Origin of the sequence: Sodalis sp. RH19, from assembly GCF_047324215.1 — a bacterium.
Lineage (GTDB): Bacteria > Pseudomonadota > Gammaproteobacteria > Enterobacterales > Enterobacteriaceae > Acerihabitans.
In genome coordinates this window covers 1567213-1584347 of the sequence record NZ_CP178734.1, presented here as the reverse complement: position 1 = coordinate 1584347, position 17135 = coordinate 1567213, and the positions used below count along the sequence as shown (strand labels likewise).

The 17135-nt window shown below is 50.1% G+C and carries 15 protein-coding genes and 1 pseudogene; 12 read left to right on the top strand and 4 right to left on the bottom strand.

Going from position 1 to position 17135, the window contains the following annotated elements; all coding sequences use genetic code 11:
* Nucleotides 1-167: 167 nt before the first annotated feature.
* The 4 genes and pseudogenes from ACL2XF_RS07080 to ACL2XF_RS07065 all read left to right on the top strand — a co-directional run.
* Nucleotides 168-363 (top strand): annotated as a pseudogene (locus ACL2XF_RS07080) (hypothetical protein); the annotation flags it as partial.
* The gene (gene virB11 / locus ACL2XF_RS07075; RefSeq protein ID WP_413728336.1) at nucleotides 353-1381 is read left to right on the top strand and encodes a P-type DNA transfer ATPase VirB11; all 1029 of its coding nucleotides are present in this window, start codon (nucleotides 353-355) and stop codon (nucleotides 1379-1381) included. The pseudogene ACL2XF_RS07080 and the gene virB11, both read left to right, overlap by 11 nt.
* Nucleotides 1382-1430: 49 nt before the next feature.
* Nucleotides 1431-1733 (top strand): TrbM/KikA/MpfK family conjugal transfer protein, encoded by a 303-nt coding sequence (locus tag ACL2XF_RS07070; RefSeq protein WP_103826113.1) that lies wholly within the window; start codon nucleotides 1431-1433, stop codon nucleotides 1731-1733.
* Between the two features lie 18 nt (nucleotides 1734-1751).
* A complete protein-coding gene (locus ACL2XF_RS07065; protein WP_103826114.1) occupies nucleotides 1752-2057 on the top strand; it encodes a hypothetical protein in 306 nt (101 codons plus the stop codon).
* Nucleotides 2058-2376: 319 nt separating this feature from the next.
* Here the strand turns inward: ACL2XF_RS07065 and ACL2XF_RS07060 are convergent, their stop codons facing one another.
* Nucleotides 2377-3387, bottom strand: a complete 1011-nt coding sequence (locus ACL2XF_RS07060) for an MDR family NADP-dependent oxidoreductase (RefSeq protein WP_205569706.1) — start codon at nucleotides 3385-3387, stop codon at nucleotides 2377-2379.
* A gap of 788 nt (nucleotides 3388-4175) precedes the next feature.
* On the opposite strand from ACL2XF_RS07060, the gene ACL2XF_RS07055 reads away from it, so the two are divergent.
* The 3 genes from ACL2XF_RS07055 to ACL2XF_RS07045 all read left to right on the top strand — a co-directional run bounded on the left by ACL2XF_RS07055 (nucleotide 4176) and on the right by ACL2XF_RS07045 (nucleotide 7204).
* Entirely contained in the window at nucleotides 4176-6050 is a 1875-nt protein-coding gene (locus ACL2XF_RS07055; protein WP_413728335.1) for a type IV secretory system conjugative DNA transfer family protein, read from the top strand.
* 12 nt (nucleotides 6051-6062) lie between these two features.
* A complete protein-coding gene (gene mobC / locus ACL2XF_RS07050) occupies nucleotides 6063-6809 on the top strand; it encodes a MobC family replication-relaxation protein (protein ID WP_413728787.1) in 747 nt (248 codons plus the stop codon).
* A gap of 107 nt (nucleotides 6810-6916) precedes the next feature.
* Nucleotides 6917-7204 carry a hypothetical protein gene (locus tag ACL2XF_RS07045; RefSeq protein WP_075337573.1) on the top strand — a complete coding sequence of 96 codons (288 nt, stop codon included), beginning with the start codon at nucleotides 6917-6919 and terminating at the stop codon, nucleotides 7202-7204.
* A 244-nt stretch (nucleotides 7205-7448) separates the two neighbouring features.
* Here ACL2XF_RS07045 and ACL2XF_RS07040 read toward each other — a convergent pair whose 3' ends face one another.
* Together ACL2XF_RS07040 and ACL2XF_RS07035 are read right to left on the bottom strand one after the other, a co-directional pair.
* Nucleotides 7449-8891 carry an IS1182 family transposase gene (locus tag ACL2XF_RS07040; RefSeq protein WP_043135453.1) on the bottom strand — a complete coding sequence of 481 codons (1443 nt, stop codon included), beginning with the start codon at nucleotides 8889-8891 and terminating at the stop codon, nucleotides 7449-7451.
* A 179-nt stretch (nucleotides 8892-9070) separates the two neighbouring features.
* Nucleotides 9071-9820: an IclR family transcriptional regulator gene (locus tag ACL2XF_RS07035; protein ID WP_413728334.1), complete on the bottom strand. Its 750-nt coding sequence runs from the start codon at nucleotides 9818-9820 to the stop codon at nucleotides 9071-9073.
* Between the two features lie 117 nt (nucleotides 9821-9937).
* Here ACL2XF_RS07035 and ACL2XF_RS07030 point away from each other — a divergent pair, with 117 nt between their 5' ends.
* The gene (locus tag ACL2XF_RS07030) at nucleotides 9938-11086 is read left to right on the top strand and encodes an MFS transporter (protein ID WP_413728333.1); all 1149 of its coding nucleotides are present in this window, start codon (nucleotides 9938-9940) and stop codon (nucleotides 11084-11086) included.
* Between the two features lie 14 nt (nucleotides 11087-11100).
* Here ACL2XF_RS07030 and ACL2XF_RS07025 read toward each other — a convergent pair whose 3' ends face one another.
* Nucleotides 11101-11481, bottom strand: coding sequence for a winged helix-turn-helix transcriptional regulator (locus ACL2XF_RS07025; RefSeq protein WP_413728332.1), 381 nt, complete (start codon nucleotides 11479-11481; stop codon nucleotides 11101-11103).
* Between the two features lie 79 nt (nucleotides 11482-11560).
* Between ACL2XF_RS07025 and ACL2XF_RS07020 the strand changes: the two genes are divergently transcribed.
* From ACL2XF_RS07020 to ACL2XF_RS07005, 4 genes are all read left to right on the top strand, one after another.
* Nucleotides 11561-12568: a zinc-dependent alcohol dehydrogenase family protein gene (locus ACL2XF_RS07020; RefSeq protein WP_413728331.1), complete on the top strand. Its 1008-nt coding sequence runs from the start codon at nucleotides 11561-11563 to the stop codon at nucleotides 12566-12568.
* A gap of 135 nt (nucleotides 12569-12703) precedes the next feature.
* Nucleotides 12704-14689 (top strand): CocE/NonD family hydrolase, encoded by a 1986-nt coding sequence (locus ACL2XF_RS07015; protein ID WP_413728330.1) that lies wholly within the window; start codon nucleotides 12704-12706, stop codon nucleotides 14687-14689.
* 48 nt (nucleotides 14690-14737) lie between these two features.
* Entirely contained in the window at nucleotides 14738-15385 is a 648-nt protein-coding gene (locus ACL2XF_RS07010) for a TetR/AcrR family transcriptional regulator (protein ID WP_413728329.1), read from the top strand.
* Between the two features lie 218 nt (nucleotides 15386-15603).
* Entirely contained in the window at nucleotides 15604-17070 is a 1467-nt protein-coding gene (locus ACL2XF_RS07005; RefSeq protein WP_413728328.1) for a glycoside hydrolase family 1 protein, read from the top strand.
* The last annotated feature ends 65 nt before the right edge of the window (nucleotides 17071-17135 follow it).

Sequence of the window (17135 nt, the reverse complement as noted above, 5' to 3'; positions counted from 1 at the left end):
ACTCCATTTCATGTAGTGGTAGCTAACCCCTCCCGACCGTTAATCTCTTTTCCGCGTCACGTTGTGTCCTCTGCCAGCAGAGCGGCTTTTGTCATTTATCCGATAAGAGGTTTCCATGGAATTCAGCATATTACTTCTGGTGTGTACGCGCTCACAGGCTGCGCCGGGAAGACCGCAATACCGACTTCACCGAAAATACCCGCGCCGACACGGCGGAAATGGCGAAAACGACGCTGGACAACAGCATCAATATCCCCCCGGTACCTGAATCAGTGTGATGTCACCGGCATCATGACCGGCACCGATATTGACTTCTCATCCGTCTGGCAGCTACGACTGAAAAAGAGGTGGTATGAACGCTGAAAACCTGTCGCTGGATTTTATGAAAAACCAGCTGTTTGGTGATTTTATTGCGCAGGACGGCCTGACGGAAATTGCCGTTAACCGGCCGGGTGAACTGCATACCAAAATCCGGGGGAAATGGCGAAGACACGAAGCCCCGGTTACGCTGCGTCAGTGTTACGCCTTTGCCAGAGCGCTGGCATCCTGGCAGGACGATAATATCGACGACACCTCGCCAATCCTTTCCGCTACGCTTGAGTCAGGCGAGCGCATTCAGGCCATTATTCCCCCGGCCTGTGAGCGTAATACCGTGTCTATTACGCTGCGCAAACCCTCATTCGGGCAGAAAACGCATCAGTCATGGATTGATGCAGGGTTTTATAACCGGGTGACCGGTAAGGAGCGAACGGAAGGCAAAGATGTTGAACTGACCCGCTATTATCAGAGTGAGGATATGCCCCGATTTATGGAAAAAGCGGTGGAATACGGCAAGACGATCTTTATCGTCGGTGAAACCGGATCCGGTAAAACCACCTATATGAAAACGCTGCTGCACTATATTCCCCGGCACCTCAGGCTTACCACCATCGAGGATAATCCCGAAATCCGGTTCTATCACCACACTAATTATGTCCATCTCTTTTATCCGGCGGATGCCGGGGATAATGCCATTGTCACGCCCGGCAGGCTGATACGCGCCAATTATCGTATGAACCCTGACCGGATATTACTGGCTGAAATTCGCGGACAAGAAGCCTGGGATGCGCTGAAAATCGTCGGTTCCGGGCATGAGGGGTTAATGACTTCCCTGCATGCAGGCAGCCCGGAAGAATGTATTGAAGGGCTGATTGACCGCTGCTATGAAAACCCCAACTGCCGGAACATGCCTTTCGACGTGCTGTTACGCAAGGTGCTTAAGAGCATTGATGTGATAGTCAGCATTGACATTCACAGTGACATACGCCGGATGAGTGATGTTTATTTTAAACCCCTTCATCTCAATAACATGAGAGGTGTATTCAGCAAAGGGCTCCAATAAATAACATATCGAATTACGCAACCCTCGTTCAAATATGAAGGTGACCGAAATGAAAAAAGTAATATCCTCCGCATTATTACTCAGCGCTATGGCGTCATATTCAACCTCCGTCATGGCCGCTGACGCCTGTGAAGTGGTGTTATGCATGTACGGTAAAGCCACCGGTAACGGCGGCGGCAATGAATGCCATTCGGCTGAACGTGCATTCTTTAAAATCGTGAAAAAGAACAAGCACGGTTTTCTGCCGGACCATACTGCCGATGCCAGAAAATCATTCTTACTTGAGTGTGATTCGGCAGACCCGACCATTATCCGTCAGATTATCAGTAAATTTGGCCGCATGCGTGGTTAGTCAGCGGAGGTTATCTTTATGACCAAGCCGGGTTTTATTCAGCACCCCTGGACACATCAGCGCGGGGATTCCATGCGCGCAGCCTGTGTTATTGAGCACATTGAAAATGAGGCGATGCACGGATGCGGCCTTTATTATGAAATTTATCACTACCGGGTTATATGCCGGTTATTGCAATTACTGCAAACACTGAACGCCACTGACAGAATAACGCTGACAGAGGAAGCTAACCGGCGTGGGTTTACACTGGATGAAACCAGCATTAAAGAAAGTCGTCAGTGTTATTCCGACATCATCAGGGAAATCCGCGAGAGCCTCTATTAATCCCTGTATTAATTTTATTCACAGGTCCCCTAGAGCGCCAAAATATTTCAGCCGAGTCCGGCTTAAGGCGTACCGGTTTCAGGTTTTTACGGCCCAGCACATTTTTCGCGGATTAAGGAGTAAAGAAATGGGGGCCGTAAAAATGAGGCAACGGATTACAATTCAGCGCCCACCTTAAGTTAAATTCATTTAAATAATTTCAATAGATAAGCATTATTATTTACCACAAAAAATAATAACCCTAAGAACTAATGGCTGTTTGCAGACAAGCGTAAATAGCGCAATGTAATTTGCGCTATTTACTTACCTATTTATATCCTTACTCTATACTGACTATCGCCTTACCAATATTCCCACCTCTAAGCATGGAAAGAAAAGCGTCTACAATATTATTAAAACCGAGGGTCACTGTGTCTTCTGGGACCACTCTTCCACTTTGAATGTGAGGAATAATGAATTCCTCCAGCTCGTCCTGAAAATCTTTATAGTCGCGCACCAGGAAGCCTTGCAGAGTTAGGCTCTTACCCACAACATCAAACAGGTTATAAGGCGCAATGAGCGGAGTTAACGCGCTGTATTGCGCGATCGCGCCGATAAGCGCCGCGCGCCCAAAATCTTTAAATGCAGCAATAGCAGCCTCGAGCTGTTCACCGCCCACATTGTCCAGATAAACATCGATGCCTTCAGGAATGACATCACGTAACTGCGCGCTTATCTTGCCAGATTGATAGACAAACGCATCGGTATAACCGAGTCTCTCAGTCAGAATTTTAGATTTTTCAGCATTGCGTGTGCTACCAACTATGCGGTTTGCACCAAGCAGTGCTGCAAACTGGGCGGCTGCCGAGCCTACCCCGCCTGCCGCCGAGGAGATATACAGTGACTCGCCGGGCTGCAAGCGGGCAATTTTGGTCAGTGCCACCCAAGCGGTAAGTCCCGTACCTCCTAGCAGACTCAGCCATGCACGTAACGGCACGCCCTCAACGGGGGCAATAACGCGGCCTTCTTCCGGCGTCACTTGTGCATAAGTCCGCCAGCCTTTGCGATGAAATACCCAGTCGCCTGGATGCAGGGCAGGCGTATTCGAGCGTATCACTCGCCCAATCGTTCTGCCTTCTAATGGTTCGTTTAATTCCCAGTCACCATCCATACACTCCCGCATATAAGGATCGACAGAGAAGTGAACGTTCTCGACCCATGCAGCTCCTTGTCCCAAGGGTTCCAGCGGCTGCTCAACGAAGCGGAAATTCTCTGCCAGAGGTTCGCCGTGGGGCCTGGAAATTTGATGAACAAAAATATTATGCTGATTTATAAAATTATCACTACTCACATTAACTACCTTGGTAACATTTAACTAGAGAGGTAACTGTAGTATTGGTTGTGTCAGGAGTTAAATGCTGATTAAGAAATAATAATTAATATATTTGCATAAGCCTGCTTTATCTGGGGCTTTACGTTTTTACGGCCCACCACATTTTTTCGGATTAAGGAGTGAAGAAATGCGGGCCGTAAAAATGAGGCAGCGGACAGAATTATTTTCGCGGGTTAAGGAGCGAAAATAGTTCAGGCACCGCGCCTCACCGGCAAACAGCCGCGCCCACGCGGATTTTGCCGGCCGGGGGGAGCCGAATAAATTTCGCCGCCCCAGCGAGCGAAAAGCTGTCGCCCACGACAGCGGTTTATTTGGGGGGCACAGCCCCGCACACCGTCGCGGCTAAGTCTCCGGCCAAAAGCCGGTAGCGTGGCGCGACCACCCTCTTTAAAGGTCAGCTTCCCTTTTATTCCCGCTGCGAGGCACGAGCAAAGGGAATAAAAAGGCGAAAGCGACCGTCTTAAAGGGGGTGGTCGCGCGTAGCGGGCGACGGTGTGCCGCCGTTGACGTTGGGGGTTTTGGCGCAGCGTCCAGCCGCGACATTACCCCCATGTGACATTACATAAGGGCGTCCAGCCCGCATGTACTGGCGCACGCCGTTCGGGCAGGCAAGCATGCTTTCCTGCACATGGTCGCACAGCGGCCACCTTCTTCGTCCCTGATGGTCGCCCCGCCTTTTCGCCCGACACCGTGAGGCGAACTGATGGGGCGATGTCATGGGGCGAACTGCTGACGAAGGAGGCATCGTGATTTTGAATAAGCTGGCCGTTTCACTGTCGCCGATAGTGAATGGCGCGCTGAGCTTCCTGGCTTTTATGCAACAGCATCAGCTGATGCTGGCGCTGTTATCGGGGCTGACGATGCCGTTTTTCGCGTCGATGAAAAGCGATGAACGGCAAAAAGCCCCGTTGTGGCAAAAGCTGATTATTGCTTTTTCCCTGCTGTGTTTTCTTTCCGGTACGATGGCCCCGGTTGTTATCTGGATTTTCCAGTGGCTTTATCAAGGGCGGGTAGTCGCCAGCATTCCCGTTCTGGCATGGCCGGTGCTGATTACCTTTACTGTAACGGGTTTTATTTTGCATATTCTGCTGCGCAGAGTATTAACACCTGAATTAGACAAAATAAAGAAACACCTCGTGAGGAAAACTACGCTTGAACGGGAATTACGCACCGATGTGCGCACGGTGAAATCACAGCTGCCGGAAACGCTGCATTATGACCCGCTGGATTATATCGATCTGAACAAAGGGTTATTTATTGGCATTGACCGAGATATTCACCCGATGTATTTGCCGTTAAAAGACTGGCAAAAACAACACGCGGATATTATCGGCACCACCGGCGCCGGTAAAGGGGTTGCCACCGGCATATTACTATATCAAAGCATTCTGGCCGGTGAAGGCGTATTTGTGATGGACCCTAAGGATGATGAATGGGCACCCCACCTTTACCGCAAGGCCTGTGAGGATGCTGGGAAACCTTTTGCCCTGATTGACCTGCGAAAACCCCAATACCAGTTTAACCTGATTGAAGAGATCACCGCCGATGAGCTGGAAGAGCTTTTTGTTGCTGGTTTCAGTCTGGCGGAAAAAGGTCAGGAGTCGGACTTTTATCGCATTGACGACCGGAAAGCGGCCCGGATAGCCGCGCAGTTTGTCACCCGTAATACTGCCTCAACCATCCGGGATGTGTATAACGGAGACTACGTTCAGGGTATTGCCGATAAGATAAAAGCCTTTTTTGGGAAAATTGAAGAGCTGGCCTTGCTCAATGCCATTAATGCCCCCACCGAATTTTCGCTTAAGAGGATATTTGAGGAAGGCGGTTGCTGCTATGTGATTGGCTCAATGCGCAACAGCAAAATCATTACCGCTCAGCGCATGCTGCTGGTTCGCCTGTACCAGCTGGCTGAAAGGCGCGAGCGGGTGAAAGACATGCCTCGCCCCATTGCTATTTATCTTTCCGAACTGAAATACCATTTATCCAGGCCCGCGCTGGAAGGCTTAGGCGCGGCGCGCGATAAAGGCGTGCATATTATTATGGACCATCAGTCTATTGCCGATTTAAAAGACTGTCCGGCAGATTTGAAAGGTGACGCCGTTGTCGGCGCTGTCGTTGAGAACGCCAAATTCAAACTGGTTTATCGTGTCATGGATCCGGACACCGCTGAATGGGTGGCCAGAATGTCCGGTACTATATTAGTCGATGATGAGGTCCGCAAAGCGAAAACCGACGCCGTGCTGACAGAGACTATCGACAGTGAACGCACCATCAGGCAGGCCGAGCGTTTCTTTACCGACAGCAATATGATCCTGAACCTACCCGATTTTGTCAGCTTCATCTTTACGACAAAAACTCTCCCCTCTGCTTCTCTGATTTCGCCCATCAGGGTGAAAAAACGCGAACTGGAGATCTGTGCCGTATCGCCCGCGATTGCCGCCACCGCCACAACGGTAAACATCACCCTGGATTTTAGCGAGGAGGAAATCGCCCCCGGACCGGCATCAACGCCGGATATCACCACAACGCGGCCCGATCTTTTTTTTGAAGAGGTGGGCGAAAAAGACACAACAACACCGAATGCCGATAAAGAGGAAAACCCGTCATTGCTGGATTTTTAAAAGGGGGGAATGATGCTTATCACCGCATACCGCGAACGCCAGACGCGGCACCGCGAAAAAATACAACGACTGCTGAATTTCCTGAAGGAAGAAACGTACAGTGACTTTAAAACGCTGATGCTGCTATTCGGCTTCAGAGACCATAAATCGCTGTATTCCCTTCTTTCAAAAGTCGAGGGTATGGGCTTAATACAAAAACATGTCCTGGTATCGCGCACGATGAAAATTTCATTGTGGGGCATAACCAGTGACGGACTGGCCGTAGTGTTAACCCCCGACGATACACTTTTTCCGGCACGGTTTGAGCCATCAAAAATTACCGGCTGGACGCTGGAGCACCACCTTGATAATCAGGCAGCCCGCATCATCCTTGAGCAAAAAGGCGCATCTGGATGGATAAACGGAGATCGCACATCCTTCCTCAGTCGTTATCAGACCAGCCATCGCCCGGACGGACTGATTGCCCTGCCCGGCGGCACCGTGATCGCCATTGAGACCGAGCGCCGCCTGAAAACCAGAGCCCGTTATCAGTCGATCATCGCCAGCCATTTACTGGCCCGGACCCGTAAAGACTGGATTTACGTTTTTTATATCGTGCCGGACCCGCAGAAAAAACGCGGTCTTGAACGGCTCTTTGACACCATCAGGCACGTCATCGTTAACCATCAGCACATCCCGCTGGAAACCCGCCACCGAAATGTCTTCCGCATCTACACGCTCGACGAGTTGCAACGGCTGGATTTAGGCAACTGCATATAGTTGTTCTGTATCACCAACTGCCCCAACCAGCCCACCAGCGGCGCAATGACCGGAAGTAATGCCCTACCGAAATACTCCCCCATCATCAGAATAGACTGGAGTCCAGAATGAACAGAGAAACTGACCGACTTTCGGACGTACTAACCGAAATGAGCGCAAAAGCGCTGGTGACATGGATGACGCATTCCGCATTGCAGGACATACCACGCGAAGCATTACTGGTTCGCGGCCACGATTTTGTCTATGCCCTGCACGCAAATTTTGTGCTGCTGCGTGATGTTCTGTCAGAAACGCTGGAAGATATTGAGCAGAAGAGCCATGACCTCGAAGAAAGACTGGATAGCCTGGAACAGCGGCTGCAGACGCTCCAGAAAGATACTGATAATTTGTATTAGCTCAGACTTGGCCTGGCACAACTACGACACAGGGCCAAACCTAATCTGACAGGCAGCTCTGTGCCCAGGCTGTGTAAAAACTCGGTTTTTGCATTATCTGAGAGCTATCCCCGGTCAGGGACGCAAGATATTTCTGATATTGACTGTATTCGCTGTGATTTGTATGTAGAGGCAGAACGAGGCTTTTTTGGCTTGATATGGAGTGCTAATGGCTTGTTATTAGGGGTTAAAGCAGCCACTACAGCTAGTTGCATTGTTTTCGCAGCTTAATGGCCAAGCCTTCGGTACCCCAGATGGACATCATCCTTTTCAGGTTATAAGCCAGCACATGCAGACTGATTTCTGTGCTGACGTTTTTAAACCGTTTCGTCAGGAAGTGCGTCGCTCCCATCCACATTTTTATTGTCCCGAACGGATGCTCTACCGTTTGCTTTCGCACGACAGCTGTTTGTGGCGATGCGTTAAGCCTGGCTTGCATGTCTTCCATTTCTACTTCATGAACCCAGCGCCTTATACGTCTCGGATCGCGTTTTGATGTGGTGCACCTTGACCGCTGACTGCAATCACGACAGGCCATATTGTTAAAGTACATTTGCTGTTCTAAACCATCCTCAACCACCGTAAATCGGTTCTGAAGCTCGCTACCCATCGGGCAAATATAAATATCTTTTTCCTGGTCATATTTGAACAATGAACGATTGAAAAGACCTTTGCGGTCAGCGCCAGAGGTATCGCCTTTTGGTACTAAGGCTGCGGCACCTAAGTCCTGCGTTGCTTTAATATCACTCCGGCTGTAATAACCTTTATCAGCCAGTACGGTAATATCCGCTTTGCCAACAGCGTCCTGCGCTAATTTTGTCACCGCTGTTAGCTGCCCACGGTCTGGTGTATTCGTTACTTCATGCGCAACAATCAGGTGATATTTAGCATCAACGGCAGTCTGAACGTTATAGCTAACCTGGCGGTTAACATTGTTTATCTTCATCAGCCGGGAATCAGGATCTGTTAGTGACAGCTGCTTATCAGGGTGCTGCACGACGGCCTGTTGGATTCTCTTGAGTTCTTTCAGACGCTTTTGCAGCCATGCCAGTTTTGAAGCGGTTAAATCTATATTTTTTTCGGGCTCAGCAGCCTTGTCAGCTTCATCGAGCTTATTCAGGTAAAGAGCGATACTTTGCTCAACCCTTTCGATGTGGCCTTTTGTTTTCTGGGGCGTGAAGTTGTTCGATTTGCTGTTTACCGCCTTGAACTTACTACCGTCAATGGCAACCACCACATCGGTGAACATCTGCATCTGCCGACACAGATCAATGAAAGCCCGGCAAGCATTTTTGATGCCTTTACCATTGTTTTTTCTGAAGTCTGCAATGGTTTTAAAATCAGGTGTTAATCGCTCAAGTAACCACATCAATTCAACGTTACGATGGGCTTCTTTTTCTAACCTGCGGGATGACTGAATGCGGTTCAGATATCCATAAATGTACAGCTTCAGCATGGTTGCGGGGTGATATCCAGGCCGCCCGGTTTGTTTTGCATTAACGCGCTCGAAGCCAAGCGCATCAAGCTGTAATTCATCAACAAAGACATCAATAACCCTGACAGAGTTGTCTTCTGTGACAAAATCATCCAGCACTTCAGGGAGCAACGTCACCTGATGTCTGCCTTGACCTTTAATGTGGTGAGTCATTTTTTCACCCGCAATATTTAATCGTATGATTCTAATTTTATTAAATAAAGTAGGTTTCAGCATGGGTTTATCAAGAATGGTTGATCATATAAAGCCACTGCTTAGACCAAAAAGTGATCAGCAGTTTTCACACAGCCTGTGCCAGAAGCGGACGTTACTGACAATCTTATATAAAATAATCAGCCTGAAATCATAGCTTCAATTTCCGCTTTGCATTTCATCAAAGATACGATGAGAAACTCCTTTTTTTCCTCAAACCGCAGGGACGGCACGGCAACGGAGACAGCATACAACTCGCTCAGGGAAGACTGTATATGAACGCTGAGGCCGCATACACCCTGCGCATGTTCTTGATAATCCATCGCATGTCCCGCCTTTCGCACTTTGGCGACTTCAGCAAGAATATCTTCCACGCTGCTTAATGATTTTTGCGTCCTGATTTCAGGCGTATGGCTATAAAACGATACTATCTGCTCGTCTTCCAGACGGGCAAGCAGCGCTTTTCCTGGAGCAGTACAGTGGCTAGGGAAAGCTGTTCCAACCGGTGAAATGACACGCAACTCCTGATCGGAAGCATACTGACTGATGAGCAGCGCATGGGCACCACGCATAACGCTGAGATCGACGGTTTCCCGCGTCCGGCGTCCCAGCATTTCCATAGGCGTACGCGCCAGAGCAACCACATCCGTATGCGCTGAAGCCGCAAGTCTTGTCAGCGCAGGACCCAGCCGGATAAAACCTGCCGCACTCAGTAAAAGTTCTTCAGCCTCCAGTGAACTGACCAGCCGGTGTACCGTCGTACGCGGCATTCCGGTATAACGCGACAAAGCGGCGATCGTCAGCCCACGAGGATGTTCTTCCAGCGTCCGCAGCAGCAGAGCTGCCCGAACGATAACACTTGTACCTGAATCAGCAGATTTGGCCGGCATGGAGACTCCTTACTTTCAACTTACATTTTGCGCATTGACATCATCGGATAGAAGCCAGAATACTATATCCGAATGGCGGACGATATCGTCCGAATAACGGTCATTATGGAGCAATTTATGTTACAGATAAATAAAATTGGGGGGGTTACGCTTCTGGCCGTGGCCTGCCTGACAATTATGGTGGGATGCGTAATCGTGCCGGGACTGACCAGTATTTCTGATGCGCTGAACGTGAAAGGTGCAGAGAGCTGGCTTGTTACCTTACCGTCTTTGGGAGTGGTGCTGCTTGGACCGCTTGCCGGTAAATTCATCGAGCGGGCGGGGCTTTACAGGGCACTGTGCCTCGGGCTTTTCCTGTACGGCTTGTTAGGTTCAGCCGGTGCATTTCTTTCCGGTTACATTACAGTCTTTGCCGATCGCTTCCTGCTGGGAGGGGCGACGGCGCTGATCATGACTGCAGGAACGGGTCTGATTTCAGTATTTTATAATGGGCCAGAACGTATGAAGATGATTGCGCGGCAGGGTATGTCGATTGAGCTGGGCGGCGTCATATTCCTGTTTATCGGTGGGTTACTTGCCGCTGCAGGGTGGCGCTGGCCGTTCGCGCTCTATTTATTTGCCTGGCTGATGCTGCTGATGGTACTGATGTTTGTTCCGCGACCTGACAACAGAGCGGAGTCTGAACAGATTAAAACGGATGTCAGCCACGGTACCACTTCACCAGCCGTTCTGATGACCTGGGCAGCCGCGCTGATGTCCATGATTGTCTTCTTTACCGCCATTGTTGTCTTACCCCTGCACCTGCATAAAATGGGAAACACCGAGTCTCAGACGGGATATTTTCTCTCATTTGTTTCTCTGGTTGCCGTCTGTGGGGCCTGGCTGATGCCAAAGCTGGTAAGCCGTTACAGTGATTTTTCAACCTTATCCATTGCTTTCGGCTTTTACGCGCTTGCTCATCTGATCTTTGCTTTTGCGTCTTCCATGCCTTTCCTGATCCCCGGGGGAATCGCGCTGGGACTGGGATTCGGTTTTTCCGTTCCCCTGGTAAATCACCTTATTGTCGAGCTCAGCAGTAACGCTGTGCGTGGAAGAAATCTGGCACGGCTATCAATGGCTATCTTTCTTGGGCAGTTTTTGTCCGCGTTCATGGCTTATCTTCCGGGTACCACTTCAACCGTATTTTTATCCGCTGCGGTAATCGGTGCGTTATTTTCATTGTTTATAAAATTTCGCGCGCCTGCCAGAGTCGCATCCAATACATAATTCACCGTCCGGCTTCATGTGCCGTCAATGTGATTACTTATCCAGTCGGTCAGCCTTTCAATATGTGCCGCCGCCTCAAGTCCCTGAGCGGTGAGCGCATATTCAGTATGAGGCGGTAAAACGGGATAAACCTTTCTCTGGACCAGTGACGTGCTTTCAAGTTCCTTCAGCGTTTTTATCAACATTCTTTCGTTAATTCCGCCCATTTTACGTTTCAGCTCTCCAAAACGATGAGTACCATCCAGGAGGGTTATCAGCGTCAGGGTTCCCCACCGGCTTGTCAGGTGACTGAGCAGCCTTCTGGAAGGACACGTCGCATCAAATATTTCACCGTTACGTAACCGGGTCGCAAGCACATTTTTTTTTACTTCAGCAGGTTCAGAGAATACAGACATTTTTGTAGGTACTTATCCTGGACGTTAAAGAGGGCTAAAGTCATAGTTTACTCTATCGGATACGGGGAAAACCTTCACGATGAAAGCTGTACTCCTTGGCAATGAAGCGGGCGTAGATAATATCGCCTTTACAGACGTTACCGATCCGGGCCAGCCAGGCAAAGGTGAAATACGCGTCCGCATTCATAATGTCTCGCTTAACTTTCACGATTACAACGTCGCTGCGGGTATCCTGCCAGCGCAGGCGGGTCGTATCCTGATGTCTGACGGCGCTGGAACCGTCGAAAGCGTCGGAGAAGGCGTCACAGATTTTCAACCCGGGGATGCGGTGGTATCAACATTTTTTCCCGACTGGGACAAAGGAGAGTGTCCACTCGCCGGTTTCAGCCGAACACCCGGAGACGGCATTGATGGATATGCCACGGAATACGTTGTCCGTCCCGCCCGTTTCTTCACGCATTCCCCCGCAGGATGGACGCATGCCGAGGCGTCAACGCTCCCTACCGCAGCACTGACGGCCTGGCGGGCGTTGATTACCGAAGGCGATCTGCGCCCGGGGGAAGATGTTCTTATCCTGGGCACCGGGGGCGTATCCGTTTTTGCCCTGCAGCTGGCAAAAATGACCGGAGCCCGGGTCTGGGGCACGTCTTCCTCTGAAGAAAAAATGGCCTGGCTGCGTGATCAGGGTGTTGCCGGTGTAGTTAATTACCGTAAAGAGCCGCATTGGGGTAAAAAAATCTTCGAGCTCACCGGTGGACGGGGGGTTGATCATGTAATTGAAATTGGCGGCCCCGGCACGCTGGCTCAGTCAATTGCCGCAGCGCGCATAGGCGGCCGGATTACGCTTATTGGCGTATTTACCGGCATTGCCGGAGAAGTCCCGACGGCGGCAATAATGGGCAAGCAGCTAACCGTACGGGGCATCACCGTTGGAAGTCGTGAGCATCAGAAAGAGATGATCCGCGCTTTTGAAGCCTCTGATGTACGTCCCGTTATTGATAAAGTTTTGCCGCTCGGGGAACTGCAGGACGCATTCCGGCATCAGCTTGCCGGTAAGCACATGGGTAAAATTGTCATAGAGATTTAACAAGTCAGGCCAGCGGAAGCTGGCTTTTTTTTTGCACAAAATGCGGTCTCGATCGTGTTCCGGCACCAAGCAGATTGACTTGTAAACGATGCGCTTTAGAATTAAATCATCAACTGATGATTTATGGAGAGTGTGATGAATAAAGTGAAACCAGCTGGCCTGGAAGTTTCACGGCGCTCGCTACTGGCGGGTGCAGTGGGAATGGCCGTTACACATATGATGTTGCCGCGACTGGCATTTGCTCAGAGCGGCAGTACAAACGGGAATCGTATCGTGCAAAATACAAAAATTTATGGCGACAGCGCTTATCCTGTCTGGTATCGGCGTCCGCTGCCTCTTAATGCTCCCCGCGCTCGCTATACCGGTTTTGCTCCCGGCACGACTCTGCTCAAAAAAGGCACCATCCGGCGTGAAGGGGCAAAACCACTGCCCTGCGACATCATCTTTGAGCGGGACGTGGCTCTTAAAATGCGTGACGGTACAACCATTTATACGGATGTTTTTCGGCCGGTAGCGGAAGGGAAATACCCGGCTCTGGTAGCATGGAGTCCATATGGAAAAGAGATAGGCGGTCAGTGGCTGGATGATATACACGAGCGCTCCGGCGTGCCGCTGGAGTGGGTCTCAGAACTTCAGAAGTTTGAAGGCCCCGATCCGGCCTTTTGGGTCAATGAAGGCTACGTAATTCTGAATCCAGATCCACGTGGGGCTTATAAATCTGAAGGTGATATCTCTTACTGGGGACGGCAGCTGGCTGAAGACGGTTATGATTTTATTGAATGGGCCGCGCAGCAGTCATGGTCAAGTGGAAAAGTGGGTATGGCGGGAAACTCCTGGCTTGCCGTCTCGCAGTGGTTTATTGCAGCCGAGCAGCCTCCCCATCTCACGGCTATCGCGCCCTGGGAAGGGTTTGTCGATCATTTCAGAGAAACGGGCAATCGCGGAGGAATACCTGCGCCGGCATTTCCTGAAGTCATACTGAAATCTTTCGCCGGCGAGAACCTTGTCGAAGATCAGCCCCGGATGATTATGGAAAAACAGCTGATGGATGCCTACTGGGAAGACAAAAAGGCAAGGCTTGAGCGTATCAGCATCCCGGCGTACGTTGTCGCAAGCTATACCAATCACGCTCATACCCACGGATCGTTTGCCGGTTACCGTCAGGTAGCTTCAGAAGAAAAATGGCTGAGAGTTAATAACACAAACGAATGGCTGGATTTTTATACGCCTGCCTATTCGCAGGAGCTTCTGGCATTTTTTGACCATTATCTCAAGGGCCATAACAATGGCTGGGAAAACACCCCCCGCGTGCGTATCTGCGTTCTGGATGATGGCGGTACAGATATTGTTGACCGGACTGAAGACAGCTGGCCACTGCCCCATACTCAGCTGAAAAAAATGTTTATTACTTCCGGCGCGCAGCTCAGCCCTCTGGGTCAGAACATACCGGCGTCTCTGTCCTATGACGTTTCCGGTGAAGGAAAAACGGAGCTTCACTTTACCTTCACGCAGGATACAGAGCTCACAGGCTACATGAAACTGAAGCTCTGGGTGGAAGCCCAGGGGGCTGATGATATGGAGCTTGAGGTTGGCGTTGAGAAACGAAGTAAAGACGGAAAACCGTTTGAACGTCTGCTGGGAGAAGGCGTGAAAGGTCCGGTGGTCGCATCAGGTCTACTGAGGGTTTCCCAGCGCGCGCTTGATCCCAGGCTGTCAACTGAAACAGAGCCATTCCACACGCACACCCGTGAAGAGAAGCTGCACGATGGGGAGATTGTACCTGTGGAAATAGGTATCTGGCCGATGAGCATGCTTTATCATGCAGGTGAAAAACTGGTGCTGACCATTGCCGCACATCGCCCAATACCCACAAGTATTGACATGGGGTTTGGCTCTGCCGTTATTGAACTGCCAGCTTCCGGAGGAACCTTTATGCCAGATGAGAAAATTAAACGTATTTCCCTCGGCGGTCCGGCGTCAACGCTTCTGCCATTTGTCAGTGAACAGCAGGTAGCTACCCCGGTGAGCCGGAATGCAGGCTGGCATATCATTCATTTTGGTGGAAAATATGACAGTTACCTTCAGATCCCGGTTGTGAGTAAAATGGGCAGGGTATTTTGATCAGTAAAAAGCACCGGCCTGGTCCGGTGCTTATCAAGACGGAATCACATGAGCTCACAAGACAGCAGACCTTCAGTACGGGGTCGCCGCCCCGGCGGGGCAGTATCAGGGCGGGATGCGCTTCTTCCCGTAGCTACACGTTTTTTTTCACAAAATGGTTATGACGGTACATCTTTACGAAAAATCGCAGCTGAAGCCGGTGTGGATATGGCTCTGGTGGCGCGCCTTTTCGGTTCAAAATCCGATCTCTGGAATGCGGTTCTTGAACATCTGCTGGATAAGCAACGGCATCATCTTGAAGAAATCAGTGCAATTGAAGACTCGTTCAGTATCAATCCAGCTGAAGGGTTTCGCCGGTTTATCCGCCACCTGACCGCTATCAGCGTGGAAATTCCAGAGTTTCCCTCGCTGCTGCTGAACGAGGCGGCGAGGGGCGACGAACGGCTTGAATACCTTCTCCTGCATCTGGTTACGCCGTTTCGTGACAGCTGTCTGCCCGTCATCAGACTGGCGATGGAGAAAGGCATCATCAGAAGTAATCAACCCTCGCTGACTTTTGCATTAATGATTTCAGCAATTTCGTTGCCTTTGGTCACTCCCGGTCTGATCGATCCGGATGCCCCTCAATCCACCTCTCTTTCCTCTGATATTGCTGATGAGGCTATACGTCTGTTCGTTGTCTCTGAACATTCCTGAACCACTGACCTGTCGCATAAGTGCGTCATGCTTTTAGCAGGTGGCGTCTCAAAGAGACCGGCGATGTATGCAGGCAAACCCGTAAAAAGAAAACGCCCACGCAATATATCATCGGTTGATGATATATTGCTGCTATACATGATGCCCGTCCCTGTTTTACTTGTCGGGCCATCATAAAATTTTTCGTTAGCCTGATTATGTCAAAAGAGGAGTAAGCGATGAAAAACGGAATGCTGGCGTTAAGTATGACTGCAGTGATGAACATGGCCACTGCAGCTGACGTTCCTGATAATTTTCTGTGGGGGGCGGCTTCTGCTGCCTATCAGGTTGAGGGAGCAACAAATAAAGACGGTAAAGGCCGGTCTGTATGGGATTACTATCTTGATGAGAAGCACCTGGCCGGCCCCGGCATATCGGGGAGCGTTGCGATTAACTTTTACGACCGTGATCAGTACCTAAAAGATATCCAGCTGTTTAAAGAGCTCGGGCTGAACAGCTACCGCTTCTCTATCGCCTGGACACGTATTATCCCGGACGGACAGGGACCCGTAAATCTGAGGGCGGTTGCGCACTATCGGCAGTTTATTACCGACTTAAAGGCTGCTGGAATAAAGCCTCTGGTAACTCTTTACCATTGGGATATGCCTGAGTCGCTGTCTGCTGCGGGGGGATGGGAAAACCGGGAGTCGGTGGAATGGTTTCAACGTTATGCTGAAGTTATCTTTGCTAACTTCTCCGATCAGGTTGACCAGTTTGTACTGATTAATGAACCAACCGTTGAAGTTGCAACAAAAATCATGGCCGAGAAGCGGCTGAAAGGTGAGGAGCTTACACTCCCTCCTATTGTTCCTGCTGGTCCCTATCTCGAAACTTCCCTGAAGTCCTATAACCATATTCTGCTGGCCTCCGCAGCAGCAGCGGAGAGTTTTAAGGCAAAAGGCTACAAAGGCCGGCTAGGAATTGCTCTGCCATTTTTCCCGGTACTGACGACAGAGAACGCATCAGATAAAGACAAAGCTGATGCCAGACTTGTTGACGCCATTCTTAATCGCTGGTTCCTTGATGCCATGTACAAAGGAAGCTATCCGGCCGATGTTCTCAAGCTGGCAGCAGACCGACACCTGAATATTGACGTCCAGCCAGGAGATGCAGAACGCATTCATGATGCGGGCATGGGTTTTCTGGGCATTAATTACTATGCGCCTTTCTTTATTCGCCATCAGAAAAATGCTTCAGAAGTCTATTCGCCCGAAATAATCTTCCCGAAAAATGAAAAGCTCGCCTTCAATGGCGCAGTAAGACCCGATCAGTTTTCCGCCCTGCTTGAGCGCGTGCGTGATGAGTACGGCAATCCACCGGTCATCATTACAGAAAATGGTGCAGGGTTTGAGGGGGAAGATCAGTTGATGAATGGAAAAGTGAACGATGTAAACCGCTGCCTGTATCTGGTAGACCACATCCATGCAATGAGGGAGTCGATTGCAAGGGGGGCTAATGTACAGGGTTATCACGTCTGGTCCAGTCATGACAATCTGGAATGGTTGAGTGGCTATAAAAGCCGCTTTGGCATGATATACGTGGACTATGATACCCAGAAACGTACACCAAAACTCAGTGCGGAAATCTATGGAAAAATCATCCGCGGTGAAAATATCCGCGATGCTGACTGTAAAGCGGCAAATTAACTTCTGAATCGAAAGCATTCTGTTAGCCGGGCATTGATTAAAATTAACTGAGTCTGATGAGCTGT